28 protein-coding genes, 1 tRNA gene and 1 pseudogene are annotated in these 26,392 nt (G+C 72.8%); 15 read left to right on the plus strand and 15 right to left on the minus strand.

Annotated elements, in window-relative coordinates; translation table 11 throughout:
* Nucleotides 1-14 precede the first annotated feature (14 nt).
* From ACQPXS_RS39260 to ACQPXS_RS39300, 9 genes are all read left to right on the plus strand, one after another.
* Nucleotides 15-590 carry a GAF domain-containing protein gene (locus ACQPXS_RS39260; RefSeq protein WP_433454246.1) on the plus strand — a complete coding sequence of 192 codons (576 nt, stop codon included), beginning with the start codon at nt 15-17 and terminating at the stop codon, nt 588-590.
* A gap of 189 nt (nt 591-779) precedes the next feature.
* Nucleotides 780-1,808 carry an L-threonine 3-dehydrogenase gene (tdh, locus tag ACQPXS_RS39265; protein ID WP_351808033.1) on the plus strand — a complete coding sequence of 343 codons (1,029 nt, stop codon included), beginning with the start codon at nt 780-782 and terminating at the stop codon, nt 1,806-1,808.
* Nucleotides 1,809-1,853: 45 nt separating this feature from the next.
* Nucleotides 1,854-3,047 (plus strand): glycine C-acetyltransferase, encoded by a 1,194-nt coding sequence (locus tag ACQPXS_RS39270; protein ID WP_365322775.1) that lies wholly within the window; start codon nt 1,854-1,856, stop codon nt 3,045-3,047.
* A gap of 31 nt (nt 3,048-3,078) precedes the next feature.
* A complete protein-coding gene (locus tag ACQPXS_RS39275) occupies nt 3,079-3,981 on the plus strand; it encodes a LysR family transcriptional regulator (protein WP_433454248.1) in 903 nt (300 codons plus the stop codon).
* 48 nt (nt 3,982-4,029) lie between these two features.
* On the plus strand, nt 4,030-5,391 hold the full coding sequence (locus tag ACQPXS_RS39280) for a B12-binding domain-containing radical SAM protein (RefSeq protein ID WP_433456164.1): 1,362 nt from the start codon (nt 4,030-4,032) through the stop codon (nt 5,389-5,391).
* A 53-nt stretch (nt 5,392-5,444) separates the two neighbouring features.
* Complete coding sequence (locus tag ACQPXS_RS39285) at nt 5,445-6,029, plus strand: helix-turn-helix domain-containing protein (protein WP_390684645.1); 585 nt, start codon at nt 5,445-5,447, stop codon at nt 6,027-6,029.
* On the plus strand, nt 6,026-6,556 hold the full coding sequence (locus ACQPXS_RS39290) for an N-acetyltransferase family protein (protein ID WP_433454251.1): 531 nt from the start codon (nt 6,026-6,028) through the stop codon (nt 6,554-6,556). Before ACQPXS_RS39285 ends, ACQPXS_RS39290 begins: the two co-directional genes overlap by 4 nt.
* A gap of 30 nt (nt 6,557-6,586) precedes the next feature.
* Complete coding sequence (locus ACQPXS_RS39295) at nt 6,587-6,946, plus strand: MmcQ/YjbR family DNA-binding protein (RefSeq protein WP_365322769.1); 360 nt, start codon at nt 6,587-6,589, stop codon at nt 6,944-6,946.
* Between the two features lie 94 nt (nt 6,947-7,040).
* Nucleotides 7,041-8,324, plus strand: a complete 1,284-nt coding sequence (locus ACQPXS_RS39300; RefSeq protein WP_433454252.1) for an MFS transporter — start codon at nt 7,041-7,043, stop codon at nt 8,322-8,324.
* A 70-nt stretch (nt 8,325-8,394) separates the two neighbouring features.
* On the opposite strand, the gene ACQPXS_RS39305 is transcribed toward ACQPXS_RS39300, so the two are convergent.
* Together ACQPXS_RS39305 and ACQPXS_RS39310 are read right to left on the minus strand one after the other, a co-directional pair.
* Nucleotides 8,395-9,297: a transketolase family protein gene (locus ACQPXS_RS39305; RefSeq protein ID WP_433454253.1), complete on the minus strand. Its 903-nt coding sequence runs from the start codon at nt 9,295-9,297 to the stop codon at nt 8,395-8,397.
* Nucleotides 9,298-9,325: 28 nt separating this feature from the next.
* Entirely contained in the window at nt 9,326-10,033 is a 708-nt protein-coding gene (locus ACQPXS_RS39310; RefSeq protein ID WP_356311194.1) for a transketolase, read from the minus strand.
* A 125-nt stretch (nt 10,034-10,158) separates the two neighbouring features.
* Between ACQPXS_RS39310 and ACQPXS_RS39315 the strand changes: the two genes are divergently transcribed.
* Nucleotides 10,159-10,235: transfer RNA gene (locus ACQPXS_RS39315), tRNA-Pro, on the plus strand.
* A 28-nt stretch (nt 10,236-10,263) separates the two neighbouring features.
* Here ACQPXS_RS39315 and ACQPXS_RS39320 read toward each other — a convergent pair.
* From ACQPXS_RS39320 to ACQPXS_RS39345, 6 genes are all read right to left on the minus strand, one after another.
* Entirely contained in the window at nt 10,264-10,893 is a 630-nt protein-coding gene (locus ACQPXS_RS39320; RefSeq protein WP_433454254.1) for a hypothetical protein, read from the minus strand.
* A 265-nt stretch (nt 10,894-11,158) separates the two neighbouring features.
* Nucleotides 11,159-11,953: a COG4705 family protein gene (locus tag ACQPXS_RS39325; RefSeq protein ID WP_433454256.1), complete on the minus strand. Its 795-nt coding sequence runs from the start codon at nt 11,951-11,953 to the stop codon at nt 11,159-11,161.
* A 183-nt stretch (nt 11,954-12,136) separates the two neighbouring features.
* Nucleotides 12,137-12,664 (minus strand): NUDIX hydrolase family protein, encoded by a 528-nt coding sequence (locus ACQPXS_RS39330; protein ID WP_351808182.1) that lies wholly within the window; start codon nt 12,662-12,664, stop codon nt 12,137-12,139.
* A 16-nt stretch (nt 12,665-12,680) separates the two neighbouring features.
* Entirely contained in the window at nt 12,681-13,856 is a 1,176-nt protein-coding gene (locus tag ACQPXS_RS39335) for an amidohydrolase family protein (RefSeq protein ID WP_433454257.1), read from the minus strand.
* Nucleotides 13,857-13,858: 2 nt separating this feature from the next.
* Complete coding sequence (locus ACQPXS_RS39340) at nt 13,859-15,262, minus strand: glutamine synthetase family protein (RefSeq protein WP_433454259.1); 1,404 nt, start codon at nt 15,260-15,262, stop codon at nt 13,859-13,861.
* Between the two features lie 93 nt (nt 15,263-15,355).
* Nucleotides 15,356-16,168, minus strand: coding sequence for an SAM-dependent methyltransferase (locus ACQPXS_RS39345; RefSeq protein WP_433454261.1), 813 nt, complete (start codon nt 16,166-16,168; stop codon nt 15,356-15,358).
* A gap of 205 nt (nt 16,169-16,373) precedes the next feature.
* Between ACQPXS_RS39345 and ACQPXS_RS39350 the strand changes: the two genes are divergently transcribed.
* Nucleotides 16,374-17,228 (plus strand): Cof-type HAD-IIB family hydrolase, encoded by an 855-nt coding sequence (locus tag ACQPXS_RS39350; RefSeq protein WP_433454263.1) that lies wholly within the window; start codon nt 16,374-16,376, stop codon nt 17,226-17,228.
* A 37-nt stretch (nt 17,229-17,265) separates the two neighbouring features.
* Here the strand turns inward: ACQPXS_RS39350 and ACQPXS_RS39355 are convergent.
* From ACQPXS_RS39355 to ACQPXS_RS39375, 5 genes and pseudogenes are all read right to left on the minus strand, one after another.
* A pseudogene (locus ACQPXS_RS39355) lies at nt 17,266-18,066 on the minus strand (SAM-dependent methyltransferase).
* Between the two features lie 48 nt (nt 18,067-18,114).
* On the minus strand, nt 18,115-18,762 hold the full coding sequence (locus tag ACQPXS_RS39360) for an endonuclease (RefSeq protein ID WP_433454264.1): 648 nt from the start codon (nt 18,760-18,762) through the stop codon (nt 18,115-18,117).
* Between the two features lie 2 nt (nt 18,763-18,764).
* Nucleotides 18,765-19,109 (minus strand): DUF3140 domain-containing protein, encoded by a 345-nt coding sequence (locus tag ACQPXS_RS39365; RefSeq protein WP_433454266.1) that lies wholly within the window; start codon nt 19,107-19,109, stop codon nt 18,765-18,767.
* 31 nt (nt 19,110-19,140) lie between these two features.
* Nucleotides 19,141-19,632 (minus strand): Dps family protein, encoded by a 492-nt coding sequence (locus ACQPXS_RS39370; RefSeq protein WP_351808051.1) that lies wholly within the window; start codon nt 19,630-19,632, stop codon nt 19,141-19,143.
* Nucleotides 19,633-19,718: 86 nt separating this feature from the next.
* Entirely contained in the window at nt 19,719-20,528 is an 810-nt protein-coding gene (locus ACQPXS_RS39375; protein WP_433454268.1) for an alpha/beta hydrolase, read from the minus strand.
* Nucleotides 20,529-20,683: 155 nt separating this feature from the next.
* Between ACQPXS_RS39375 and ACQPXS_RS39380 the strand changes: the two genes are divergently transcribed.
* The 3 genes from ACQPXS_RS39380 (at nt 20,684) to ACQPXS_RS39390 (ending at nt 24,305) form a co-directional block, all read left to right on the plus strand.
* Entirely contained in the window at nt 20,684-21,871 is a 1,188-nt protein-coding gene (locus ACQPXS_RS39380) for a thiolase family protein (protein ID WP_433454269.1), read from the plus strand.
* Nucleotides 21,872-21,932: 61 nt separating this feature from the next.
* Complete coding sequence (locus ACQPXS_RS39385; protein WP_433454270.1) at nt 21,933-23,447, plus strand: long-chain-fatty-acid--CoA ligase; 1,515 nt, start codon at nt 21,933-21,935, stop codon at nt 23,445-23,447.
* Between the two features lie 84 nt (nt 23,448-23,531).
* On the plus strand, nt 23,532-24,305 hold the full coding sequence (locus ACQPXS_RS39390; RefSeq protein ID WP_433454272.1) for a sulfite exporter TauE/SafE family protein: 774 nt from the start codon (nt 23,532-23,534) through the stop codon (nt 24,303-24,305).
* On the opposite strand, the gene ACQPXS_RS39395 is transcribed toward ACQPXS_RS39390, so the two are convergent.
* Nucleotides 24,302-25,093: an HAD-IIA family hydrolase gene (locus ACQPXS_RS39395; RefSeq protein ID WP_433456165.1), complete on the minus strand. Its 792-nt coding sequence runs from the start codon at nt 25,091-25,093 to the stop codon at nt 24,302-24,304. The genes ACQPXS_RS39390 and ACQPXS_RS39395 overlap by 4 nt on opposite strands.
* Nucleotides 25,094-25,162: 69 nt before the next feature.
* On the opposite strand from ACQPXS_RS39395, the gene ACQPXS_RS39400 reads away from it, so the two are divergent.
* Nucleotides 25,163-25,909 carry a cobalt-precorrin-6A reductase gene (locus ACQPXS_RS39400; RefSeq protein ID WP_433454274.1) on the plus strand — a complete coding sequence of 249 codons (747 nt, stop codon included), beginning with the start codon at nt 25,163-25,165 and terminating at the stop codon, nt 25,907-25,909.
* Here the strand turns inward: ACQPXS_RS39400 and ACQPXS_RS39405 are convergent.
* Entirely contained in the window at nt 25,896-26,390 is a 495-nt protein-coding gene (locus ACQPXS_RS39405) for a hypothetical protein (RefSeq protein WP_433454275.1), read from the minus strand. The genes ACQPXS_RS39400 and ACQPXS_RS39405 overlap by 14 nt on opposite strands.
* Between the last annotated feature and the right edge of the window lie 2 nt (nt 26,391-26,392).

Consider the following 26,392-nt stretch of genomic DNA (forward strand, 5'->3'; position numbering starts at 1 on the left):
GCTGGAGCCCGGCCATGACCTACGAGCCGCCCCGGCCGGTCCGGGGTCTGCTGCTCACCCCCGAGGACAAGGAGGCCCCCGCCCGCGTCCACCGACTGCGCCTGCTCGGCCTGGCGGACCGTCCCGACCCGGCGCTCGACGCCTTCGCGGACCATCTCGCCCGGCTCACCGGCGCGCCCTATGCCATGGTCAACTTCGTCGGCGAGGACCACCAGTTCTTCGCGGGCCTGTGCGTCCCCGCCGTGGCCCCACCGCTCAGGGAGGACGGCAGCAGGCCGGAGTTCGGCCGGGTCCTGCCGCGCGAGCACGGGTTCTGCCCCCATGTCGTGGTCCGCCGCAAGGCACTGGTGCTCGAGGACGTCCGCGACTATCCGCGGTTCGCCGGGAACCCCGTCGTGGACGAGTACGGCATCCGGTCCTATCTGGGCGCCCCGCTCATCGACAGCTCCGGCATGGTGCTCGGCACCGTGTGCGCGGCCGACACCGAGCCCCGGGTCTGGGGCCGATCGGTACTGGAGACCGTCAAGGCGCTGGCCGCCGATCTCGTCGTACGCCTCGAACGGAGCGCCGAGGACGGGCTGCCCCTGTGACGGGCCGGGCCCTGCCATCGCCGCCCGCACCTGGGGCGTGAAGGAAAGCTGAGGCGGCGGTTAAGAAAAGCTCGATGGACCCGCGGCCCGCGCATACGGCAGATTGCAGGGTGATTCCACCCCTCTGACCCGGTGCGGGCTCCTTACGCATGCCCGCGGGCCGGGACCTCACCCACAGGAGCCGCACGCGTGAAGGCGCTGGTCAAGGAGAAGGCGGAGCCCGGGCTCTGGCTGACGGACGTCCCGGAGCCCGAGATCGGCCCGGGTGACGTACTGATCAAGGTCATGCGGACCGGTATCTGCGGAACCGACCTGCACATCCGGGCCTGGGACGGCTGGGCGCAGCAGGCGATCCGGACCCCGCTCGTGCTCGGGCACGAGTTCGTCGGGCAGGTCGTCGAGGTCGGCCGGGACGTGAGCGACATCCGCATCGGCGACCGGGTAAGCGGCGAGGGCCATCTGGTGTGCGGCAAGTGCCGCAACTGCCTGGCCGGCCGCCGTCATCTGTGCCGCGCCACCGTCGGTCTCGGCGTCGGCCGGGACGGCGCCTTCGCCGAATACGTCGCGCTGCCCGCGAGCAACGTCTGGGTGCACCGGGTCCCCGTCGACCTCGACGTCGCCGCGATCTTCGACCCGTTCGGCAACGCCGTGCACACCGCGCTGTCCTTCCCGCTGGTCGGCGAGGACGTGCTGATCACCGGCGCCGGCCCGATCGGCCTGATGGCCGCCGCCGTGGCCCGCCACGCGGGCGCCCGCAACGTCGTCATCACCGACGTCAGCGAGGAGCGCCTGGACCTGGCCCGCAAGATCGGCGTGAGCCTCGCCCTGAACGTCGCCGAGACCACCATCGCCGACGGACAGCGGGAGCTGGGCCTGCGCGAGGGCTTCGACATCGGCCTGGAGATGTCCGGCCGTCCCGAGGCCATGCGGGACATGATCGCCAACATGACGCACGGCGGCCGGATCGCCATGCTCGGCCTGCCGGCCCAGGAGTTCCCGGTCGACTGGTCCCGGATCGTCACCTCGATGATCACCATCAAGGGCATCTACGGCCGCGAGATGTTCGAGACCTGGTACGCGATGTCGGTGCTGCTGGAGGGCGGCCTCGACCTCGCCCCCGTGATCACCGGCCGGTACGGCTACCGCGACTTCGAGGCGGCCTTCGCCGACGCCGCGAGCGGCAAGGGCGGCAAGGTCATCCTCGACTGGACCGCGTAAGCGACGTCAATCCCCAGCCGCGCCAGCACTTTCAGGAGCTTCCCCATGTTCGACACCGTCCGCGACGACCTGCGCGCCACCCTCGACGAGATCCGCGCCGCCGGTCTGCACAAGCCCGAGCGGGTCATCGGCACCCCGCAGTCCGCGACCGTGAACGTCACCGCCGGCGGCCGTCCCGGCGAGGTCCTCAACTTCTGCGCCAACAACTACCTCGGCCTCGCCGACCACCCCGACGTGATCGCCGCCGCCCACGAGGCCCTCGACCGCTGGGGCTACGGCATGGCCTCGGTCCGCTTCATCTGCGGCACCCAGGAGGTGCACAAGGAGCTGGAGGCCCGGCTCTCGGCGTTCCTCGGCCAGGAGGACACGATCCTGTACTCCTCCTGCTTCGACGCCAACGGCGGTGTCTTCGAGACGCTGCTCGGCGAGGAGGACGCGGTGATCTCCGACGCCCTCAACCACGCCTCCATCATCGACGGCATCCGCCTGTCCAAGGCCCGCCGCTTCCGCTACGCCAACCGCGACCTCGCCGACCTGGAGGCGAAGCTGAAGGAGGCGTCCGACGCCCGGCGCCGGCTGATCGTCACCGACGGCGTGTTCTCCATGGACGGCTACGTCGCCCCGCTGCGCGAGATCTGCGACCTCGCCGACCGCTACGACGCGATGGTCATGGTCGACGACTCGCACGCCGTCGGCTTCGTCGGCCCGACCGGCCGCGGCACCCCCGAGCTGCACGGCGTCATGGACCGCGTCGACATCATCACCGGCACCCTCGGCAAGGCCCTCGGCGGCGCCTCCGGCGGCTATGTCGCCGCCCGCGCCGAGATCGTCGCCCTGCTGCGCCAGCGCTCCCGGCCGTACCTGTTCTCCAACACCCTGGCCCCGGTGATCGCCGCCGCCTCCCTGAAGGTCCTCGACCTGCTGGAGTCCGCCGACGACCTGCGGGTCCGGCTGCGCGAGAACACCGCGCTGTTCCGCCGCCGGATGACCGAGGAGGGCTTCGACGTCCTCCCCGGCGACCACGCCATCGCCCCCGTGATGATCGGCGACGCGGCCGAGGCGGGCCGCATGGCCGAGCTGCTGCTGGAGCGCGGTGTGTACGTGATCGGCTTCTCCTACCCGGTCGTCCCGCAGGGCCAGGCCCGCATCCGCGTCCAGCTGTCCGCCGCGCACTCCACCGAGGACGTCAACCGCGCGGTCGACGCCTTCGTCGCGGCCCGGGCCGAGCTGGCGGCCTGAGCGGGGCGGACGCCTTGCGATAATTGACCGCATGATCGAGGCACGGCGGCTCCACATCCTCCGTGCGGTGGCCGACCACCGCACGGTCACCGCGGCGGCCGCCGCGCTGTACCTCACGCCATCGGCGGTGTCCCAGCAGCTGACGGCGCTGGAGCAGGAGACCGGCCACCGTCTGGTCGAGCGCAGCGCCAAGGGCGTACGGCTCACCCCGGCCGGCGAGATCCTGCTCAGCCACACCAACGCGGTCCTCGCCCAGCTGGAGCGGGCCGAGGCCGAGCTGGCCGCCTACGGCTCGGGCGAGGCGGGCACGGTCACCGTGGCGGCCTTCGCGACCGGCATCGCGCAGGTCGTGGCCCCGGCCGTGGCCCGGCTCGCCCACACCGCGCCCGGCATCCGCATCCGCGTGCAGGACGCCGAGGGCGACGAGAGTCTGCCCATGGTGCTGGACCGGCAGGTCGACGTGGCGGTGGCCGTGGAGTACCGGGGCGCCCCGCCCGCCGACGACCCCCGGCTCACCCACCTCCCGCTCTACGCCGAGCCGTTCGACGCGGTCGTACCCGTCGGCCACCGTCTCGCGGACGCCGCCGAGGTCCCCCTCGCCGAGCTGGCCAAGGACCCCTGGATCGGCCCGTACCCCGGCAACCCCTGCCACGACGTGGTCGTCCTGGCCTGTGAGAGCGCCGGTTTCCAGCCCCGCCTGGAGCACTCCTCCGACGACTTCCGCGCGGTCGTCGCGCTCGCCTCGGCCGACGCCGGCGTGGCGCTCGTACCGCGCTCCGCGCTGAACGGCATGGACCTCACCGGCGTCGTCGTACGCCCCGTCGACGGCGTGGCCCCGACCCGCCGCGTCTTCGCCGCCGTACGACGCGGCGCCGAGGGGCATCCGCTGATCCGGCCGGTGCTGGACGCGCTGCGGAAGGCGGCCCTGGCGTAGGGAACCGGCCATCGGCCGCACGCAGTCTGGGAGGTCATGCGTGTGACGATGATCCTCCCGGCCCTGACCGAAGCGACCAGCCCGCTGTTCAGGCCCATCAAGTACTCGCTGTTCCCGCCGCTGGGCCTGGCCACCCTGGCCGGCTACCTCGACCCGGACGACGAGGTCACGCTCCTCGACGAACACGTGGAGCGCATCGACCCGGCGGCCCTGGACACCCCCGACCTCCTGGTGGTGCAGCCGTACATCACCTCGGCCCGGCGCAGCTACGAGATAGCCGACCACTTCCGGGCCCGGGGCGTCCATGTCGCCATGGGCGGTCTGCACGTCACCTCGCTGCCCGAGGAAGCAGCTGCCCACGCCGACACCATCTTCACCGGGCCCGGCGAGGACACCTGGCCGCTGTTCCTGAAGGACTTCCGCGACGGCGTACCGGCCCGCCGCTACGACTCCGTACAGCGCACCCTCGCCGGACTGCCGCCGGTGCGCCGCGACCTGATCAAGCGGCACCTCTACCTCGTGCCCAACTCGATCGTGGTCTCCCGCGGCTGCCCCCACCACTGCGACTTCTGCTACAAGGACGCCTTCTTCGAGGGCGGCAAGTCCTTCTACACCCAGGCCGTCGACGACGCCCTCGCCGAGATCGACCGCCTCCCCGGCCGCCACCTCTACTTCCTCGACGACCACCTGCTGGGCAACCGGCGCTTCGCCGAGGCCCTGTTCGACGGCATGCGGGGGATGGGCCGGCTGTGGCAGGCGGCGGGTACGGTCAACTCCGTACTCAAGCCCGGCCTGTTGGAGCGGGCGGTCGAGGCGGGCCTGCGCAGCCTGTTCGTCGGCTTCGAGACGGTCAACGACGCCAACCTCGCCGAACGGCGCAAGAACCAGAACATCGGCACCGACTACGCGGCCGCGGTACGACGCCTGCACGACGCCGGGGTGATGGTCAACGCCAGCTTCGTCTTCGGGCTCGACCAGGACGGCCCCGACGTCTTCGACCGCACCGTGGAGTGGGCCGTCGAGCAGGGCATCGAGACGGCGACCTTCCACATCATGACGCCGTACCCGTCGACCGGGCTGTGGAAGCAGCTGGAGTCCGAGGGACGCATCACGCACCGCGACTGGGACCTGTACGACACCCGGCACGTGGTCTACCGGCCCAAGGGCATGACCCCGCGCCAGCTGGAGGACGGCTACTGGCGGGCCTACCGCGACTTCTACCGCTGGTCCAGCATCTGGCGCGGCTCGGCGGCGCAGCCGGGCCGGCACGAGCGGCTGCGGCACCTGGCCTACGCGGGCGGCTGGAAGAAGTTCGAGCCCGCCTGGGACCTGCTGATCCGCTCGCGCCGGGTGGTGCGGGCGCTGCCGATGCTGGAGCGGACGCTCGCGGCGTTCGGCGGGCGGCAGTGAAGAGAAGCCTGGAGCCCTAGAGAGCGTCTCAGATATGGCATAACATCTCTGATATGAAACAGGATGATGTCGCAACGGCTCCGGAGCCCGTCGACGCCCGGCTCGGCGCCCGCCTCGCCGAGCTGCGCGCCGGGCATGGCTGGTCCCTGGGGGAGCTGGCCGAGCGCAGCGGGGTGAGCCGCTCCACCCTCTCGCGCGCCGAACGGGCGGAGATCAGCCCCACGGCCTCCCTGCTGAACCGGCTCTGCCATGTCTACGGCCGCACCATGTCCCAGCTGCTCAGCGAGGTGGAGGCGGCACCCGCGCCGCTGGTCCGGGCCGCCGACCAGCAGATCTGGGAGGACCGTGACTCGGGATTCGTCCGGCGGTCGGTGTCCCCGCCGCACGCCGGGCTCCGCGGCGAACTGGTCGAGGGCCGGCTCGCACCGGGTGCCGACATCGCCTACGACCGCCCGCCCGTGACCGGTCTCGAACAGCATCTGTGGGTGCTCGACGGCGCCCTGGAGGTGACCGACGGGGAGCAGGTCCACCACCTGGACCCCGGAGACTGCCTGCGGATGCGCGTCTTCGGCCCGACCCGGTTCCGGTGCGCCGGCCCCGTCGAGGCACGGTATGTGCTGGCGGTGGTGCGGCCGTGAGGGTGCAGCGCTGGAACGCCGCGCAACTGCGGGAGCGGGCGGGCGAGTTGGCGGACCTGCTGACCGACACCGTGGCCGGTGGCGCCTCGGTCGGCTTCCTCGCGGCGCTCACGCACGAGGAGGCCACCGCCTGGTGGCGGGAGCGGGCCGAGGCGACCGCGGCCGGCCGGCTCGCCGTCTGGGCGGCACTCGACGGCACCGGCCGCCCGGCCGGAACCGTGAGCCTGGTCCACCCCGACAAGCCGAACAGCCGCCACCGCGCCGAACTGGTGAAGCTGATGGTGCACCGCTCCGCGCGCGGACAGGGACTCGGCCGCCTCCTCCTCACCACCGCCGAGGACGCCGCCGCGACCGCCGGCATCACCCTGCTCCACCTCGACACCGAGACCGGCAGCCCCGCCGAGCACCTCTACCGCTCGGCCGGCTGGACCCGGGCCGGCGTCATCCCCGACTACGCGGAGAGCCCCGGCGGCGAGCTGCGCCCGACGAGCCTGTACTACAAACGGCTGGAGCCGCCGGCCGGGTGACTGTCAGTGGCAGGCGCTACCGTGCGTTGCATGCCGGATGCCGAAGACGTACGCCGTATCGCCCTGTCCCTGCCGGACACCACGGAGAAGATCGCCTGGAGCATGCCCACGTTCCGGGTGGCCGGGAAGATGTTCGCGACCCTGCCCGAGGACGAGACGTCCATCGCCGTGCGCTGCCCCAAGGAGGAGCGCGACGAACTGGTGCTGGCCGAGCCGGAGAAGTTCTGGATCGCCGACCACGAGGCCCAGTTCGCCTGGGTCAGAGCGAGACTCGCCGCCCTGGAGGACGAGGACGAGCTGCGCGCCATCCTCGCCGACTCCTGGCGGCAGGCCGCACCGCCCCGACTCCTCGACGTCCACCCCGAGTTGGGGCTGCCGCCCGGGGAGTGAAAATACCCCGTGCGCGCGAGCCGGGCGTGGCATGATCCCGCGCGGCGCAGACGGGCGCGGCAACCGCGAGGGCGGCGGGGAGGGAGCATCCGCGATGACGGGAACGGACTCACGGCACGACGTCGGCACGCGCGGGGCGGGCAGGGCCGAGGCCGGCGGGCGGGCCGTCTGGTCACGGGACTTCGCCCTGTTCTTCGTGGCCAGGGCCGTCGCCCGGCTCGGCGACACCATGCTGCCCGTGGCGCTCGCCGCCGGCCTGCTGGAGCACGGATACGGCGCGGGCGCGGTCGGTCTCGCCATGGCCTCGACGGCGGCGGCGTTCGCCGGTCTCGTCGTCTTCGGCGGGGTCATCGCCGACCGGTTCAGCACCCGCAGGCTGATGATCGGCGCCGACCTCGTCCGGCTCGTCACCCAGTCCCTCGCCGCGGGGCTGTTCTTCGCCGGGCATGTGGTGCTGTGGCAGATCTGCGCGATGGGCTTCGTCAACGGCGTGGCGGGGGCGGTCTTCCAGCCGGGCGTGGCCAGTACGGTGCCCCGGCTGGCCGCCGACATCCAGGGCGCCAACGGCGCGATCCGCATCGCCGAGTCCGCCGCCCAGCTCGCCGGCCCGGCCGTCGCCGGTCTCCTGGTCGGCTTCGCCTCGCCCGGCTCGGTGTTCGCCGCGCACGCCGCCACCTACGCGACGAGCGCCCTGTGCCTGCTGCTGCTCCGGTTGCCCCCGCTCCCCGAGGGCAGCGGTGCCGCCACCGGCCGGGGGATGCGTGCCTTCCGGGCCGATCTGGTCCAGGGCTGGCGGGAGTTCCGGTCCCGGACCTGGCTGTGGGCCGTGATCGCCGTCTGGTGCCTGTACATGATCGCGGTCTGGGGGCCGACCGTCCCGCTCGTGGCCACGGAGGTCGTCCAGCAGCACGGCCCGCGCGCCTACGGCCTGGTCAACTCCGCCCTCGGCGCGGGCACGGTGGTCGGCGGCCTGCTCGCCCTGCGGCTGCGGCCCCGCCGCATGCTCCGCGCCGGCGCGATCTCCCTGTTCGCATTCTTCGGCCTTCCCGCGGCCGTCGGCGCGGGCCTCGGCGTGCCGGCGATGGCGATGGGGGCGGCCGTGGCGGGCGCCGGGATGTCGTTCTGGGGCGTGATGTGGGCGACCAGCGTGCAGACCCAGGTCCCGCCGGACGTCCTCAACCGGATCCACGCCTACGACGTGGCCGGCTCCCTCGCCATGATGCCGGTGGGCCAGGCCCTCGCGGGCCCCGCGGCCGACGCGGTCGGCGCCGGGCACGTCCTGCTGATCGCCGCCGCGACCAGCCTGGCGGTGGCCGCGGCCCTGCTCGCGGTTCCCGCGATACGCGACCTGGTCCGAGCGGACGCGCCCGCGCGGTGAGCGCACATCCGTGCCGCCTGGGGGTCCCCCCAGGCCCTTAAGGCACTGGGGGAGGCACGACTGACCGGAGCTACGCACGCTCCACGAATCGCCCGATCCGCTCCCGCAGGCTCACCGCGTCCAGCCCGTGCGCGACCACATGCTCCTCAATAGTCCCGTAGCGGCGCAGCTCGCCGCGGCCGACGCCGAGGCCCAGGACCCGGTGCGGCACGTCCGCGAGCGCCTCGCTCACGGCGGTCGTCGAGGTGCCCGCGAGATACGGCTCGACCAGTACGACGTCGGTGCCCGCCGACTCCGTGGCCCGGCGCAGGCCCGCCGCGTCGAAGGGCCGTACCGTCGTCGCGTACAGGACCGTCACGTCCAGGCCCTGTGTGGCGGCGAGGACCGGGTCCAGCATCGGGCCCACGGCGAGAACGACACCGCCGCGGCCCTCGCGGACCGTGCCGAAGCGCTCGCCGTCGATCAGCCGCCCCTGCCGGTTGGCCTGCAGGGACAGCCGTACGTACACCTTGTCGTCGCCCGCGGCGACCGCGTGGCGCAGCAGTGTCTCGGCCTCGTCCGGGTGCCCGGGCACGTGCACGGTCCAGCCGTCCAGTGTGTCGAGCAGCGCGACATCGCCCGGCGCCATGTGCGTGTAGCCGCCGGCCGGCCAGTCGAAGGAGGCGGCCGCGCTCACCAGCACCGCCCCGGTGTTCTGGTGCCCAAGATCCAGCTTGACCTGCTCGAACGGCCGCTCCACGAGGAAGCTGGCGAAGGTGTGCACCACGGGCCGCAGCCCGGTGAGCGCCAGCCCCGCCGCCGCACCGACGAGCAGCTGCTCGCGGATGCCGACATTGACGACCCGGTCGGGATGCCGGGCCATGGCCTCGCGGAAGGCGTCCTTGCCGATCTCGGCGAGGACCACCGCGACGCGCGGATCCTCGTCCAGCAGCCGGGAGACGACAGGGGCGAAACGGTCACGCATGGTGTCCATCAGGGTCTGCCTTTCCAGGAGTCGGGAGTCAGGCGTTCTTGGGCTCGACGCGGGCCACGACCACATGCGGCCGCCCGGGATGCGGGGCGGTGAACGCGGCGTACAACGCCTCGTGATCGCGCCCGTCGACGGTCACCGCCGACCAGCCCGCCGCCTCGAACCGGGCGGCGATGCCGCCGGGCAGGGCGTGGCTGGCGGAGGAGTTGTCGACCACGACCGTGTGCAGCCGCTCCAGGCCGGCGGGCCCCGCGAAGGCGATCGCCTCGTGGTTGCTGCCCTCGTCCAGCTCGGCGTCCCCGATCAGCACCCAGACCGCCGGATCGTGCAGCCCCTGCGCCCGCAGCCCCAGCGCGCTGCCCACCGCGATCGGCAGCCCGTGCCCGAGCGAGCCGCTGCCGATCTCGGCGCCCGGCACCAGCACCCGGTCCGGGTGATGCCCGAGCGGGGAGTCGTACGACCCGAACCCGGGCAGCCAGTCCACCGGCACGAACCCCTTCGCGGCCAGCACCGCGTAGTACGCCATCGGCCCGTGCCCCTTGCTCAGCAGGAACCGGTCGCGGGCCGGATCGTCCCGCCGCTGCGGTGTCACCCGGAGCACCCGGTCGTAGAGCACCCACAGCACGTCGAGGGTGGAGGTGGCCGCCGGTCCGTGCTTCTCGTCGCCGGTCATCAGGCTCATCAGACCGGGCAGGTCGGCGTACCCGTACGTGCGGTTCTCGTCCGTTGCGATCGTCATGCCGACGATCGTGCAACCTCAACCAAACTCGAGGTCAACCGGAAAACGGGTGCGCGATCACCGAGCGGAGTGCGGTATTGTTTCCCTGCGCGTTTCGACCGGGGAAACCCCAGGTCAAACGGCACCGGGACGTGGCGCAGCTTGGTAGCGCACTTGACTGGGGGTCAAGGGGTCGCAGGTTCAAATCCTGTCGTCCCGACCAGCTTTTCAGCCGGTCGGAGGTCGTCTTCTCAGCGATGAGGAGACGACCTTTGTCGTGTCTGCTGTCGTGGGCGCTGCCGTGCCTGCCGAGCGTCCGGGGCGTCCGCCCCGTTCCCGCGTTCCGCGTCGGAGAGCCTCGGGAGGCGGTCGCCGACGGCGATCCTGGCCGCCATCGTGGCGAGCTGCCCGCAGGCCCGGGCGATCTCCCGCTGGGCCTGGTTCCGCTCGCTGACGACGGCCGAGAGCAGCAGCGCGGTCAGCGCGGCGGCACCGTTGAAGGCCTGCAGGTTGATCATCTTGGTGAGCAGGTCCTGACCGGCGAACGGGCCTGATCTCTCGCCTCCCGCGATCACGGCGAAGATCGACACCGCCGGCGCGCACGGCGCTGCCCCGGCCAGAGAGGACCGTTCCCGTTCCGACAGACCGGCCGCGATGAACTGCTCCAGGCGTTCCCCGGACTCGTCGAGCACGCCCAGGGCTCCGTAGCGGGCGCCGACCAGGTCCATGGCGGTCGTCACGATACGGTGCAGCACCGCGGGCAGTTCCCCCTCACGGCTGATGGCCACCACCGCGTCCAGCAGACCCTGCAGCCGGTCCATGGAGGACAGTAGGGCGCGCAGCTGGTCGTCGATCCGGCCCAGCTCGGACCGCAGACGCATGTGCAGGTCGGGGAGGTGCGGCCGGCTGGGCTGTCTCCCCGCCTTCTCTCCCGCCGTTGCCGCCTCCTGCCTCGTCTCCCGCCGTTGCGGCCTCCTGGCGCGGGCCCGGTCCGTACGGGACGGCAGCATCACCTTCGATTGTGACATCGGCGCCCTGGTCAGTCGGCCTGGCGGCGGCCGGCAACGTCAGGTGAAGGGCCTCGCCGGCGCTGCCCGGCGAGGCCCTTTTCCGTGCCGCGGGCGGCTTCCCGTGCCGCGAGTGGCTTCAGGCGGTGCGCACGTCCTGGCGCGACGCGGCGAGGTAGCCGACCAGCGCGAGAACGGCCACCGTCCAGGACAGGGTCACCGGGCCCAGGCCCCAGCACAGGCCGCCGCGGGTGCCCGGCAGGGCCATCCAGTCGGCGAGGAAGGCGCCGAGCGGGCGCGTGATGACGTACGCCGTCCAGAACGCGGTCACCGCGCCCAGTAGGCGGGTGCGGTGGGCGACGGGCGGGACGCAGATCGCCACGGCGAACAGGACGACCGAGCCCAGGTAGCCGAGGCCGATCGTCGCGGTGAGGTCGCCCGCGGCGGTGCCCAGGGCGAAGGTGGCGAGGACGGCCGCCCAGTAGAAGGACTCGCGGCGCCGGGTGCGGACGGAGTGGATGGACAGGGTGCGCTCGGACGCGTACCACAGGACGAAGACGGCGGTCAGGGCGATCAGGAACAGCGGGGTGGACAGGGTGTACGGGACGCCGAGGCCGACGTGGAGCACATCCGCGGCCATCGTGCCGAACACACTGACCATGACGACGGCCGTCCAGTAGATCCAGGCCACGTACCGGCGGACGGCGAACTGGAGCACGAGCGACGCCGCGAACGCGAGGCCGCCGAGGCCCACCGCCGGGATCGGGCCCAGCAGATGGGCGAGGAAGTCGGAGGCGGTCTCGCCCATGCCGGTGGTGAGGACCTTGATGATCCAGAAGTAGACGGTGACCTCCGGCACCTTGTTCGCGCTCTCACGTATGCGCGCGCGTGCGTCACCGCGGGGCCGGTCGTCCAGGACGTGCTCTGTGCTCATGGCCCGCACCCTCGCACGCCCAACTCGCGTTTCCCCAGCCCCCTTTGCCATTGTTTTGGGGCTTCTGGTGCAGCTGTCGCCACGGGCCGGCGCGAACCTGAAAGCAACCTGAACGCATCGGGGAAACCCCTGGTCGGCGGCCTGACCGGCCTGATAGACAGGCGGGTCAGGCGGCCGCCGGCGTCAGAAGGCCAGGCCCACGTGCGCGAGCGCCTGCTTCAGCAGCACCCCGTGCCCGCCCGGCATCTCGCTCTGCACCGCCGGGGAGGCGGCCTCCTGCGGGCTGAACCAGACCAGGTCCAGCGCGTCCTGCCGGGGGCGGCAGTCGCCGGTGACCGGGACGATGTAGGCGAGGGACACCGCGTGCTGGCGTGGGTCGTGGTACGGCGTGATGCCCGCCGTCGGGAAGTACTCCGCGACCGTGAAGGGCTGCAGGGAGGCGGGGACACGGGGGAGGGCCACCGGTCCCAGGTCCTTCTCCAGATGTCGCAGCAGGGCGTCGCGGACCCGCTCGTGGTGCAGGACGCGGCCGGAGACCAGGGTCCGGCTGACCGTCCCGTCCGGGCCGATCCGCAGCAGCAGTCCGATGCTGGTGACTTCGCCGCTGTCGTCCACGCGCACGGGTACGGCCTCGACGTACAGGATCGGCATCCGGGCCCTGGCCATTTCCAGCTCGTCCGTGGACAGCCAGCCGGGAGTCGTCTCGGTCATGTCAGACATTGCTTGATCATACTTTCCGGGTGGGGCGCCCGCTGGGATCGCGGGCCGGGTCGGATACGGGTGGTCCGTAGAGGCGCAGGGCGTTGTCGCGGCCGGTCCAGGACGCGATCCGCAGGGCGTCGGGCAGGCTCAACTCGTCGGCGTCGACGCGGGCTTGGAGCAGATCGGCGAGCCCCTGCCGGAAACACAGGGCGCCGAGGTGGTGGAATTCGGCCACCCCGTAGGCGTCGGAGCTGTAGAGCAGTTTGCGGAACGGGGTGATCTCCAGCGCCTCCTCCAGGACCGCCCGGCAGCGGGCCGGGCCGGTGTGGTGCAGGGCGAGGCCCACGTCCAGGTACACCTGCTCGAACACCGCGGTGAGATAGGCGGCCTGGCGGTGGTACGGCCAGCAGTGCAGCAGCAGCACCGGGACCGTGCCGGACGTCAGCCGCAGCCAGTCGGTCAGCAGCGCCGGGTCGGCGTGGTGCAGCCGCAGGTCGGCGTCGCCGAAGCCGGTGTGCAGCTGGAGCGGCAGGCCGAGGTCGACGGCGGTCCACAGCAGATGCCGCACCAGAACCGGGTCGGTGAGCCGGCCGCCGTTCGCAGACCAGCGCCGGGCGGCCCCGGTCACCTCGGCGTCCGCCGGACGCGCCGGGTCCAGGGCGAAGCCGGTGCGGTAGGCGGCCACCGACTTCACCGCCACCACGCCCGGCCGGCGTACGGCCTCCTCGGCGGCGGCGCGGAAGCGGGCCGCGTACTCGCCGGGCTCGACGCCCCGCGCGGCCACCGCCTCCGCCACCTGCTCCAGGCGCACGACCTCGAAGGCGGCGGCGCCGGAGGCCTGCGCCAGCTCGGCCGGGGAGGTGAGCGGGTGCGGGGCGTAGCCGGTGTCCACGAGGAACACCCCGGCTCCCGCGGCCCGCAGGAAGCGGCGATTGGCCTCCCGCCAGCCCAGCTCCGCGCGGCGGGCGGCATACTCGGCGGGCGGCGCGTGCCGGGGGAGGTCCAGCAGGGGTGCGCAGTGCCGGCGTACGGCCACGCCGGCCGGGGTGTCGAAGGGCGAGACGCCGGGCCAGGACTCGCCCTCGGTCAGCAGCGAGGCGAACTCCCCGGGCGCGAGGTCGGCCGTCACGGCGCCGTGGCAGTGGTGGTCCACCAGCTCCAGCGCGGCGAGGGCCTCGTGGACCGGTCCCGGCGGGGCCACGGTCAGTACACCCAGCGGTAGGCCGCCGCCACCCGCGCGTCGTCCAGGCCCTGGACGGCCGCCGCCTCCCCGAGCCGTACGGCGGTCACCGCGTCCGCGAGGACCGGGCCAAGCGCCGCCCGCAGCACCTCGTCCGCCCGGAACTCCCGGACGGCCTCGGGCAGCGACCGCGGCAGCCGCCGTACGCCGAGAGCCGCCGCCTCGTCCGGGCCGTAGCGGGCCGGGTCGCCGGTGATCTCCTCGGGGAGGGCGAGGGACGAGTCCATCCCGTCCAGGCCGGCGGCGAGGACACAGCCGAGGGCGAGATAGGGGTTGGCGGCCAGGTCGACCGGTTTCACCTCCAGGTTGGCCTCCTGGTCCCGGCGACCCGCCGAGCCGGTGATCATCCGCAGCGCGGTCTCGCGGGTCTCCCGGCCCCAGGCGGTGAACACCCCCGCCCACTGGGAGGGTTTGAGCCGCAGATAGCTGGCGGGACTCGGTGCGGTGACCGCCGTCAGCGCGGGCAGGCGGGCCAGGATCCCGGCCGCGAAGGACTCCGCCTCGGGCGTCATGCCGTACCGGCGCTCCCCGCCCGCGTGCAGGTTCACGCCGTCCCGCCAGCAGGACACGTGGACATGGCCGCCGTTGCCGACGCCCTCGGCGGACACCGCGGGCGAGAACGACACCCTGAGGCCGTGCCGCTGCGCGACCGCCCGGATCGTCTGCCGGACCAGCACGCTGCGGTCGGCCGCCGCCACCGGATCCAGCGCGCCCGCCGACACCTCGAACTGCCCGGCCGCGTACTCGGGATGCAACTGGTCGACGGGCACGTCCTGGGCGGCGAACGCGGCCAGCAGATCGGCGGTGTAGTCGCTCAGCTCGACCTGCCGGATCGCGCCGTACGCCGGTCCTGACACCGCCGGCACGAACTCCCCGGGCGGTGCCGAGCCGAGCCCGACCGCCCACTCGACCTCGATCGCCGCCTTGAAGGCGAGGCCGTGCCGGTCGGCGGCGCCGGCGACGATCCGGCGCAGAAAGGTCCGGGCGCAGCCGGGGTGCCGCTCTCCCTCCTGGGTGATCCGGTCCACCGGCGCCCATGCCCAGCCCGGCTGCCCGGCCAGCTCGACCAGCTGGTCCAGGTCGGGATAGAGCCGCAGGTCACCGTCCGGGGAGCCGAGGACGTCGGTGGTGACGATCGAGTCGCCGGCGAGGAAGGTGTCGAACACCGGGGACATGCCCACACCCCAGGAGACCGCGGCCTCCAGCCGCGCCGTCGGGATCGTCTTCACCCGGCAGACACCCGCGGTGTCCACATAGGCCAGCACGATCCCGCGCACGCCCCGCGCGGCGAGGTCGGCGGTGAGCCCCGCGACCCGGCGCAGGTCCTCCGGACGCCCGCCGGGCACCGGGTCGGCAAGGGTGGTCATACGTCCTCCTCGGCCATACGTCCTCCTCGGCCATACGTCCTCCTCGGCGTCGGTCCGTCCGTGCCCGCGTCGGGCCGCCTGCCCGTGCCGGCGTCAGGGTTTCACGGCCACGGCGCCGAACTGCGGCACCGCGACGGCGGACTCCCCCTCCGCGCGCCACTGCGAGCAGGGAACCAGACCCGGCTCGATCAGCTCCAGGCCGTCGAGGAAGCCGGCGATCTCGGCGCGGCTGCGGGCGGTGATCGGCGGGGTGGCGTTGGCGTTCCAGAACTCCATTGCGGCCCGGTTGCCCTCACCGCCCACGTCGGCGTCGTAGGTCGGATGGGTGAGGACCAGGTGGCTGCCCGAGGGCAGCGCCGCCATGAGCCGCCGTACGATGCCCCGGGCCTCGTCGGTGTCCAGGACGAAGTTCAGGATGCCCAGCATCATCAGCGCGACCGGCCGGCCCAGGTCCAGGGTCTCGGCGGCGCGCTGCAGGATGCCGTCCGGGTCGTGCGCGTCGGCGTCGACGTAGTCGGTGACGCCCTCCGGGGAGCTGGTGAGCAGCGAGCGGGCGTGCACGAGCACGATCGGGTCGTTGTCGACGTACACGATCCGTGACTCGGGGGCGATCCGCTGCGCGATCTCGTGGGTGTTCTCGACGGTCGGCAGACCGGTGCCGATGTCCAGGTACTGCCGCATCCCGCGCTCGGCGGCCAGGAACCGCACCGCCCGGGCCAGGAACTCCCGGTCCGCGCGGGCCACCGCCCTGATCACCGGGAACATCCCGGCGACATGGTCACCGACCCGCTGGTCGACCTCGTAGTTGTCCTTGCCGCCGATCCAGTAGTTCCACACCCGGGCGTTGTGCGCCACGGAGGTGTTCAGCTTCTCCGGTCCGGCCGTCGGGGAGTGGCCCTCGGTCACGTCTCCGCCCTTCTCCGGTTCTCGGTTCTCCGCCGTCATTGTGCCGCCCGGTGATCGCGCTGTCCCGGGAAACGCGCACCGTGGGCGGTTCGCGGTGGCTCCGGGACGTTTCGGGACGTTCCGGCGTACGAGGGGCCGGTTCCGGGACGTTTCGGCGCATGAGGAACACTGGACCGGTCCGCCGCCCCCCGACCGGAAGCAGCACATGCCCGCCACGCCCACGCCCCTCCTCGCCGTCCCCGGTCTGCCCGCGGGCCCCGCCGACATCCGGCTGATCGTCACCGACATGGACGGCACGCTGCTGGACGACGCCAAGCGGATCCCCGACGGGCTGTGGCCGATGCTCGCCGAACTGCGCCGGCGGGACGTGCTGTTCAGCCCGGCGAGCGGCCGCCAGTACGCCACGCTGGCCCGGCAGTTCGCCGAGGTCGCCGAGGGCATGGCGTTCATCGCGGAGAACGGCACGTACGTGGTCCGCGACGGCGTGGAGCTGAGCTCCGACACGATGGACCGGGCCGTCGCCGCCGGGGTGGCGCACACGGTACGACGGCTGGTCGCGGACGGGGTGGACGTCGGCGCCGTGGTGTGCGGCAAGCGGTCGGCGTACGTCGAGCGGACGGACGAGGCGTTCCTGGCGGAGGTGCGCAAGTACTACGTCGAGCACCGGATCGTCGAGGACGTCACCGCCGTCGAGGACGACGTGATCAAGATCGCGCTGTTCGACTTCGGCTCCGCCGAGCACTCCACCGCCCCGGCCCTCGCGGAGTTCGCCGCCACCCACCAGGTCGTCGTCTCCGGCGAGCACTGGGTGGACGTCATGAACCGCACCGCCAACAAGGGCACCGCGCTGCGCGGTCTCCAGCGGGCGCTCGGCATCACCCCGGCGCAGACCATGGTCTTCGGCGACTACCTCAACGACCTGGAGATGCTCGACGCCGCCGAGTGGTCCTTCGCCATGGCCAACGCCCACCCCCAGGTCGTCCGCCGGGCCCGCCACCTCGCCCCGTCCAACAACGACAACGGCGTGCTGCGGACCATCTCCCGCGTGCTCGGCCTGTGACGCCCGTCCGCCGGGGGCGGGCGCACGTCTGGACACGTCAGGGCTTGCGGCCCACCGCGCCGTACAGCGAGACCGGGCCCCCGTCCTCCGGCGCCTGTTCGTTGCGCCAGGCGTCGACCGGTGCGACGCCCGGCTCCAGCAGGTCGAGGCCCTTGAAGAAGGCGGCCACCTCGTCGCGGGTGCGCGCGACCAGGGTCATTCCGCCGGCCGCGTACGCGGCGATGCCCTTCTCGACGTTCTCCGGCTCGAAGTCGGCCGTCATCGTCGTCAGCACCAGGAAGCTGCCCGGCGCCAGCGCGTCGACCAGGGTCGACACCACCTCGTGGGCGCCGTCCTCGTCGGCGACGAAGTGCAGCAGCGCGATCAGGGACAGGGCCACCGGGCGGCCGAAGTCCAGGACGCGGGCGGCCTCTTCGAGGATGGCGCGCGGATCGCGGGCGTCGGCCTGCACGTACTCCGTCACGCCCTCGGGGGTGCCGCGCAGCAGCGCGCCGGCGTGGGCCGGCACGATCGGGTCGTTGTCGACGTAGACCACCCGTGCGTCGGGCGCCACCGACTGGGCGATCTGGTGCAGGTTCGGCTCGGTCGGAATGCCGGTGCCGATGTCCAGGAACTGACGGACGCCGTCCTCGGCGAGTGCGCGTGTGGCCCGGTGCATGAACGCCCGGTTGGCGCGCGCGGCCCGCGGCGCGCCGCCCCCGTCCAGGGCCGCGATCTACCGGCCGAGCCGCTCGTCGACGGGGTAGTTGTCCTTGCTGCCGAGGAACCAGTCGTACACCCTGGCCGGATGCGGCCGGGTGGTGTCGAGGTACTGTGCGGCCGGCTCGGTCCCCGTCACGTGCTGCTCCTTCACTCCCGCCGAGGTGCGAGCAGCAGTCTGACACGATCATGATGCGCGGCGCAGACAGTCTTCGGCCACCTCCTTGTCGAGTGCGGCCCGCACCAACGCGGCGGCCAGCACGGCCGGTTCGGTCTTCCCGGCGAGCTCGGTGAGCTTGTCCGGGTCCTTCGGCAGGCCGAGCCGCTGTGCCCCGGAGAGCGCCTTGTCGTCCAGGTAGGGCGCCACTTCGGGCCAGACGCGCTGGGCCTCGCGCAGGAAGATGTCGGCGCCGGCCGGGCCGACCCCCGGCTCCTCCTGGAGCAGCCGCCTGAGTTCCCCGGTGTCGCCGTGCGCCTCCTCGTGCAGTCGGCGCAGGTCGCCGGACCAGCGCTCCAGCAACAGCTCGGCGCCGTCGCCGAGTTGGGTGGCGGTGCGCTCGTCGTAGCGCCGGTAGCCGCCGCGGCCGAGCGCGTCCACCCGCTGCTGCCAGTCCGCGTCGGCCATGCGGCGCGGGCTGTCCAGGTGGTCCTCGTGCAGGGCCTGCGCGGCGGCCACCGCGACCGAGGCGCGGATCCGGGCGCTGAGCAGCAGGGCCAGCACCAGCAGCCGGTAGAGCGGCTGCGGGGCGTCCTTCAACTTGATGCCCGCCTCCTCGGCGTAGGTCTGCCCGTGGGCGGACAACAGCTCGCGCAGGACCTTCTCGTCGCGGTTCATGGCTACGGCTTGAGCGGGTCGTGTCCCAGTGTCATCAGCCGGTGCCGGCGGCGGGTGTCCTCCGGTGCCGTCTCCGGTTCCGGTTCGTCCGCCATGTCGACCAGGTCTCCGACGGTGTCGACGACCTTGTGCATCACGCGGATGTCGTCGTCGGTGAGGTCGGTGCGGCGCTTCTGGAGGATGGCGAGGACACGCTGTCCGGTCTCCGTGCCCGCCTCGTCGGGCAGCGGCTCGGTGTCCTCGTCGGAGTCCCGGACCCGCAGCCAGGCCGCGAGTTCCGCCGAGGTCATGTTCACCACGCGGTGGAAGTCCTGCCACAGTGCTTCGGTTTCGAGGGAGTCGGCCATGGGTCTCCCCTTCCGTGCGGGAGGTGTCGTGCTAGCTGGAGGCGGTCTCGCGCGGGTGGTTCTCGGCCTCGAACATCCAGCGCTGCTTCTCCAGGTCGGCGGTGACGGAGATCAGGAGGTCCTGGGTGACCGGGTCGGGCCTCTCCGTGGCGGCGATCCGTTCGCGGAGCCGGCCGACGACCGCTTCGAGCGCCGACACCATCAGCTCCACGACCTCGGTGTCGCGCAGCCAGCCGTCCTTGGTGCCGGGCAGCGCGAAGGTCGCGGCGACCGTCTCGGGCCGGCCGTCCGGGGGCACCCCCAGTGCGGCGGCGCGTTCGGCGACCGTGTCGGAGTGGGCGCGGGCCGTCGCCACCACCTCGTCGAGCTGGAGGTGGATCGACCGGAACCGCGGGCCCACGATGTTCCAGTGCGCCTGCTTCCCGATCAGCGACAGTCCGAGCAGGTCCACGAGGGTCTCCTGCAGGGCGGTCCCGGTGACGCCGAGTGCCTCCTCGGGCAGCGTGCTCTTCATCACCGTCATGGTGCGTCCGTCCCCTTTCGTCGGCTGTGTACGGTCCTGTCCGAAGGGGCGGGTGCCCAGCGCTCGGCGGAGCAAAACAGGCCTGATCAGCGGGGCAGCGACCGGTCCAGGAAGCGGGTCACCTCGGCGAAGACCTCCTTCTTGTCCGTCTCGTGGAACACCTCGTGCCGCGCCCCGGCGAAGATCCGCTCGGTCAGCCCGGAGCCGGCCAGCCGCTCCACGCCGACGCGGCTGCCGGGCAGCGGCACGAGCCGGTCGTCGTCCCCGTGCAGCCACAGCAGCGGCAGCGGGCCGATGTCACCGGCCAGGTCGACGGTGCGCAGGGTCCGCGCGAACGCCTCCACCGTCGGCCGCTTCATCGGCCCGTGCCACACCAGCGGATCGGCGGCGTAGGCGGCGCCGACGGCCGGGTCCCGGGAGAGCGCGGCCGGGCTCACCGGGGTGTCCGGGATCTCCGACAGGGCCAGCAGCCGCCCGGGCAGTTCCCAGGCGCCGATCACCGGCCCGGACAGGATCAGTGCGCTCAGTTCGGCGCCGTACCGCTGGGCGTAGCGGGCCGCGATCAGTCCGCCCATGGAGTGGCCGACCAGGACGAGCGGCGGACCGGGGTGCGCGGCCCGGGCGAGGTCCGCCACCGCGTGTACGTCGGTGACCACGTCCTCGAAGTCCTCGATCAGCACCCGCTCCCCGGCCGACCTGCCGTGGCCCATGTGATCGGGCCCGTACACGGCCGCCCCGTGCCCGGTCAGTACGGCGGCCAGCTCGTCGTACCGGCCCGCGTGCTCGCCGTAACCGTGCACCACCAGGGCCAGGTACCGCGGTGCCGGGTGCGGCCACTCGCGTACGGCGACCTCGCCGTGGGTGCCGTCGAGGGTGTGTTCGCGGACGTGGCGCATGTCTCCTCCGGATGCGTCGGTGAAGCTCCGGGAGGATCTTCCCAGGGGGCCGGTCGGCGGTCTATAGTCAAAAACTAGCAGTGCTAATTAAGTGTTCCCGTGTGGTCCGCTGATCGACAGTGCCGTCGATCGGTCGTAGGTCAGGAGTCGAAGCCGTGCGTCCCGTCCACTTCGCGGCCGCCCGCCGCACCCCCATCGGCAAGCTGCGTGGAGCCCTCTCCTCCGTCCGGCCCGACGACCTGGCGGCGACCGTGATCCGCCACCTGGTGGCCGACGTGCCCGCCCTCGACCCGGCCCGGATCGACGACGTCTACTGGGGCGCGGCCAACCAGGCCGGCGAGGACAACCGCAACGTGGCCCGCATGGCCGCCCTGCTCGCCGGGCTGCCCGAGACCGTGCCCGGCGCCACCGTCAACCGGCTGTGCGCCTCCGGCCTCGAAGCCGTCACCGCCGCCGCCCGCACCATCGCCGCCGGCGAGGCCGACATCGTGATCGCGGGCGGCTCCGAGTCCATGAGCCGCGCCCCGTTCGTGCTGCCCCGCCCCGACGAGGCCCTGCCGCAGCGCATCGAGACCCACGACACCCGCCTCGGCTGGCGCCTGGTCAACCCCGCGATGAAGGACCTGCACGGCCTGCTGTCCATGGGCGAGACCGCCGAGGAGGTCGCCGAGCGGTACGGCGTCTCCCGCGCGCGCCAGGACGAGTTCGCCCTGCGCAGCCACCAACTCGCCGCCGCCGCACGCAAGAACGGGCACTTCGACGACGAACTCCTGCCCGTTCAGCGGCCGGACGGCATCGTGGTCGAGCAGGACGAGTGCGTCCGCGAGGACACCTCGCTGGAGAAGCTGTCCCGCCTCAAGCCGGTCTTCCGGCAGGGCGGTACGGTCACCGCGGGCAACGCCTCGCCGATGAACGACGGCGCGGCCGGGCTGCTCCTGGTCAGCGAGGAGGCCCTGAACGAGCTGGGCCTCGAGTCCCTGGGCCGCTATGTCGCGGGCGCCTCCGCCGGCGTCCACCCCGATGTGATGGGCATCGGCCCGGTCCCCGCCACCCGCAAGGCACTGGCCCGGGTCGGCTGGGACGTCGCCGACGTCCAGGAGGCCGAGTTCAACGAGGCGTTCGCCGCCCAGGCCCTCGCCTGCGTCGACCAACTGGGCATCGATCCCGACCTGGTCAACCCCACCGGCGGGGCCATCGCCCTCGGCCATCCCCTCGGCTGCTCGGGCGCCCGCATCCTGACGACGCTGCTGCACCGGATGCGCCGCACGGGCGCCGAGCGGGGCCTCGCGACCATGTGCGTGGGCGTCGGGCAGGGGAGCGCGGTGCTGGTCGAGAGGCACTAGCGCTTTTCCGACGGGGGGATCTGGTCAGTCGAGCCGCAGCAAGGAAACGGAGCAGCACTCCATGGCAACCCTGTCCGTCGCCGCCGTTCTCGCCGAGAACGCCAGGCGTCGCCCCGACAAGACCGCGCTCGTCGAAGGGGACCTGCGGCTCACGTTCGCCCAGGTGTGGCGGAAGGCGCTGGCCCGGGCGGGAGCGCTCACCGGGCTCGGTGTCCGGCCCGGCGACCGGGTCGCCCTGATGGCCCCCAACACCGCCGAGTTCCCGGTCGCCTACTACGCGATCGCCGCGGCGGGCGGAGTCGTCGTCCCCGTGCACCTGCTGCTGTCGGCCGGCGAGGTCGAGCACGTACTGGCGGACAGCGGGGCGACGCTGCTGCTCGTCCACCCGGCCCAGGCGGAGACCGGCCGGGCCGCCGCCGAGGCCACCGGCGTCCGGGTGGCCGTGCTCGGCGAGGAGTTCGACAAGCTCGCCGCCGAGGCCGAGCCCCTGCCGTCGTACGTCACCCGTGCCGCCGACGACCCGGCGGTGATCTTCTACACGAGCGGCACGACCGGCGTCCCGAAGGGCGCCGTGCTCAGCCACTTCAACCTCGTGATGAACGCGACCGTCAACGCCTTCGACGCCAACGACATCCGCGCCGACGACATCGCCCTCGGCGCGCTGCCGCTGTTCCACGCCTTCGGCCAGACGGTGTCGCTCAACTCCACCTGGCGGGCGGGTGCCACGCTCGTGCTGCTGCCCCGCTTCGACGCGGCCCGCGCCATCGAGCTGATGGTGAAGGAGGGCGTGAACACCTTCCACGGCGTGCCGACCATGTTCGTCGCCCTCGTGGCGGCGGCCCCGGACGCCGACGCACTGCCCGCCCTGCGCGTGTGCGTCTCCGGCGGGGCCTCCCTCCCGGTCGCCGTGCTGGAGCGGTTCGAGGAGGCGTTCGGGGCGAAGATCTACGAGGGCTACGGGCTCTCGGAGACCTCGCCGACGGCCACCGTCAACCAGCCGCTGTTCGGCACGAAGGCCGGCACCATCGGCCACCCGCTGTGGGGCGTCGACGCGGAGATCGCCCGCGCCGAGGTGGAGGGCCGCATCGAGCTGCTGCCGCCGGGCGAGCTGGGCGAGGTCGTCATCCGCGGCCACAATGTCTTCTCCGGCTACCTCGGCCGGCCCGAGGCCACCGCCGAGGCCCTGGTCGACGGCTGGTTCCGCACCGGCGACCTCGGCACCAAGGACGACGAGGGCTTCCTGCGGATCGTGGACCGCAAGAAGGACGTCATCATCCGCGGCGGCTACAACGTGTACCCGCGGGAGGTCGAGGAGGTGCTGATGCGCCATCCCGGCATCGCCCAGGTGGCGGTCATCGGCCTGCCCGACGAGCTGCACGGCGAGGAGGTCTGCGCCGTCGTCGTACCCGCACCGGGCACCGCGCCCGACGCCGCCGGGATCACCGAGTGGTCGAAGGAGCACCTGGGCCGGCACAAGTACCCGCGGCGCGTGGAGTTCACGGACGCGATGCCGCTCGGGCCCAGTCTGAAGGTGCTCAAGCGGGAGCTGAGGGCGCAGTACGCGCAACGGTCATAGCGGGCGGAACAGGCCGCGGCAGGGGTCACCTGGCGAGACGGTCCTTACGCCGGAGGCTTGTCCGGACATAGCATCGGTCCCCGCATGAACACGATGACGCTCTGGCACATATCCGGCTGGGGGTTCGCGGCGCTCGCCTTCGCGTCCCTGCTCGTCGGCTTCTCCAAGACCGCGGTGAGCGGGGCCAACACGGTCAGCCTCGCGATCTTCGCCGCGGTCCTGCCCGCCCGCGCCTCCACCGGGATCCTGCTGCCCGTCCTGATCGCCGGTGACGTGCTCGCCGTCCTCACCTACCGGCGGCACGCCCACTGGCCCACCCTGTGGCGGCTGTTCCCGGCCGTCGCGGCCGGGGTGGTGGCCGGCACGCTGTTCCTGGTGTGGGCCGACGACGGGATCGTACGGACCTCGATCGGCGCGATCCTGCTGCTGATGGCGGGCGTGACGCTGTGGCGGCGGCGCACGGCGGACGCCGGTCGGGCACCGGAGGAGGTCACCTCGCGCGCCGGCCGCGCCAAAGCCCGCTCGTACGGCGTGCTCGGCGGGTTCACCACGATGGTCGCCAACGCGGGCGGGCCGGTGATGTCGATGTACCTGCTGTCGGCGGGCTTCCGCAAGCTCGGCTTCCTCGGCACCTCGGCGTTCTTCTTCCTCATCGTGAACGTCTCGAAGGTGCCGTTCAGCGCGGGTCTGGGGCTGATCGACGGCCGTTCGCTGCTCCTCGACGCGGCGCTCGCGGTGTTCGTCGTGCCCGGCGCGTTGTTCGGCAAGTGGGCTGTGAACAGGATCAACCAGCGACTCTTCGAACAACTCGTGATCGCGGCGACGATCGTGGGCGGAGTGCAACTGCTCCTGCGCTAGCTCCCGGTGTCCCGGCTGAGGCCCAGCAGCTCCGGGAGGTCGGCGAAGGAGTCCAGGACGTGGTCCGGGGTGCCGCTCGCGCCGTCCAGGGTCTCCTGCTGGAACTTCCCGGTGCGCACCAGCACCCCGGTGAGCCCGGCCCGTTGGGCCGCGAGCACGTCCGACTCCACGTCGTCGCCCACCATCAGCGCCTGCCCGCCGTCCACCGCCAGCCGGGCCAGCGCCGCCTCGAAGAACGCCCGGGACGGCTTGCCGGTCACCTCCGCCTCTGTGCGCGCCGCCTGCTCCAGCCCGAGCAGAAAGGCACCGGAGTCCAGCTGCAGCCCGGCGTCGGTCCGCCAGTACAGGTTCCGGTGCATGGCGACCAGCCGCGCACCCCGCTGGAGGAACCCGAACGCCCGGTTGAGCGACGCGTAGTCGAACTCCGGCCCGGCACCGCCGAACACGACCACCTCGGGATCGTCGTCCACCAGGGTGACATCGCCGAGGTCCTCCGCGATGTCCCCGCTGTTGAGCAGCGCGCAGCGGGCGCCCGGGAAGTGCTCGGCCAGATGGGCGGCGGTGACGGAGGGCGCGGTGAGGACGTCCTCGGCACGCACCTCGAAACCGGCGTCGCTCAGCGTCCCGGCGATCGACGCCCGGGTCCGGGACGTCGTGTTGGTCACCAGAGCCACGCCGAGCCCCGCCGCGCGGATCGCGCGCAGCGCCTCCACCGCGCCCGGCAGCGGCTTCCAGGAGACGGTGAGGACACCGTCGATGTCGATCAGCACGGCACGTACGGACTGCACGGATTGCATGGCTCGACGGTAGCGACCCGCACCGCGGACCGTCCCGTACGACCTCGTACGCTCACCCCTATGCCCGCGCACGTCCTGATCCTCGGCGGCACCACCGAGGCCCGCCTCCTCGCCGCCGGCCTCGCCGCCCGAACCGGCGTCCGGGTGACCACGTCCCTGGCCGGCCGGGTGGCGCGGCCGGGAGCGGTGGCGGGCGAGGTACGGATCGGCGGCTTCGGCGGTGCGGAGGGCCTGGTCGACTGGCTGCGCGCACACCACGTGGACGCCCTGGTCGACGCCACCCACCCCTTCGCGGAGACGATCACGGCCAACGCGGCCCACGCGGCGGCGGCCACGGAGGTTCCCCTGGTCGTCCTGCGCCGCCCCGGCTGGCGGCCGGGCCCCGGCGACCGCTGGTACGACGTCCCGTCCCTGGCCGGCGCCGCCGCGGAGCTGCCCGGCCTCGGCCGCCGGGTCTTCCTCAGCACCGGACGCCTGGGCCTGGCCGCGTTCGCCCACCTGACGGATCTGCACTTCGTCGTACGGTCCGTCGACCCGCCCGAGCCGCCCATGCCCCCGGACACCGAACTGGTCCTCGCGCGCGGCCCGTTCACCGTCGCCGACGAGACGCGGCTGCTGCGCACCCACCGCATCGAGGTGCTGGTCACCAAGGACAGCGGCGGCGAGGCCACCGCCGCGAAGCTGACGGCGGCACGGGGACTCGCCCTGCCCGTCGTCGTCGTGAGGCGCCCTCCGCTCCCGCGGGGCGTGACGGCGGTGCCCGACGTGGCGGGCGTACTGGAGCGGCTGGGCCTCAGCCCCGCGTGAGGACCGACTTCCGGAGCCGGTCGACGGTACGCAGCACTTCGTCCCGGTTCTTGGCGGACTTGATCCACACCGGCAGCCGGGCGACCAGGGTCGTCTTCTGCCCGGTGTCGTACCAGGGGGCGCGCTCGCGCAGACCGGCGGCGGCGTAGCGGCGGATCAGGTCGAGGTGCCGCAGGTCGTAGGCCCACAGCCGGCCGTGCCGGGTTTCCCGCTGGAGCCACAGACGGACACCGAAGTACGGGTCCATCGCGGGTCCCCCCGAACCGGCCCACAGTCCGACGCCCCGGCCGGTCCAGGTCCGGGACAGACCGCACGACCGGCAGATCAGTCGCCGGGGCGCGAACAGCGGCCGCTCTCCGGGATCCGGCTGCCGCTGGACGCGGGCGATGCGGTCGCAGCGCGGGCAGTGGACCAGGAGCGAGTCCAGGAAGTCGTACTCCGTACTGCGCGGATCGCGGAAACGGACGGGAGAGCCGGACATGG

The sequence above is a fragment of the Streptomyces sp. CA-142005 genome, assembly GCF_050942335.1.
GTDB lineage: Bacteria > Actinomycetota > Actinomycetes > Streptomycetales > Streptomycetaceae > Streptomyces.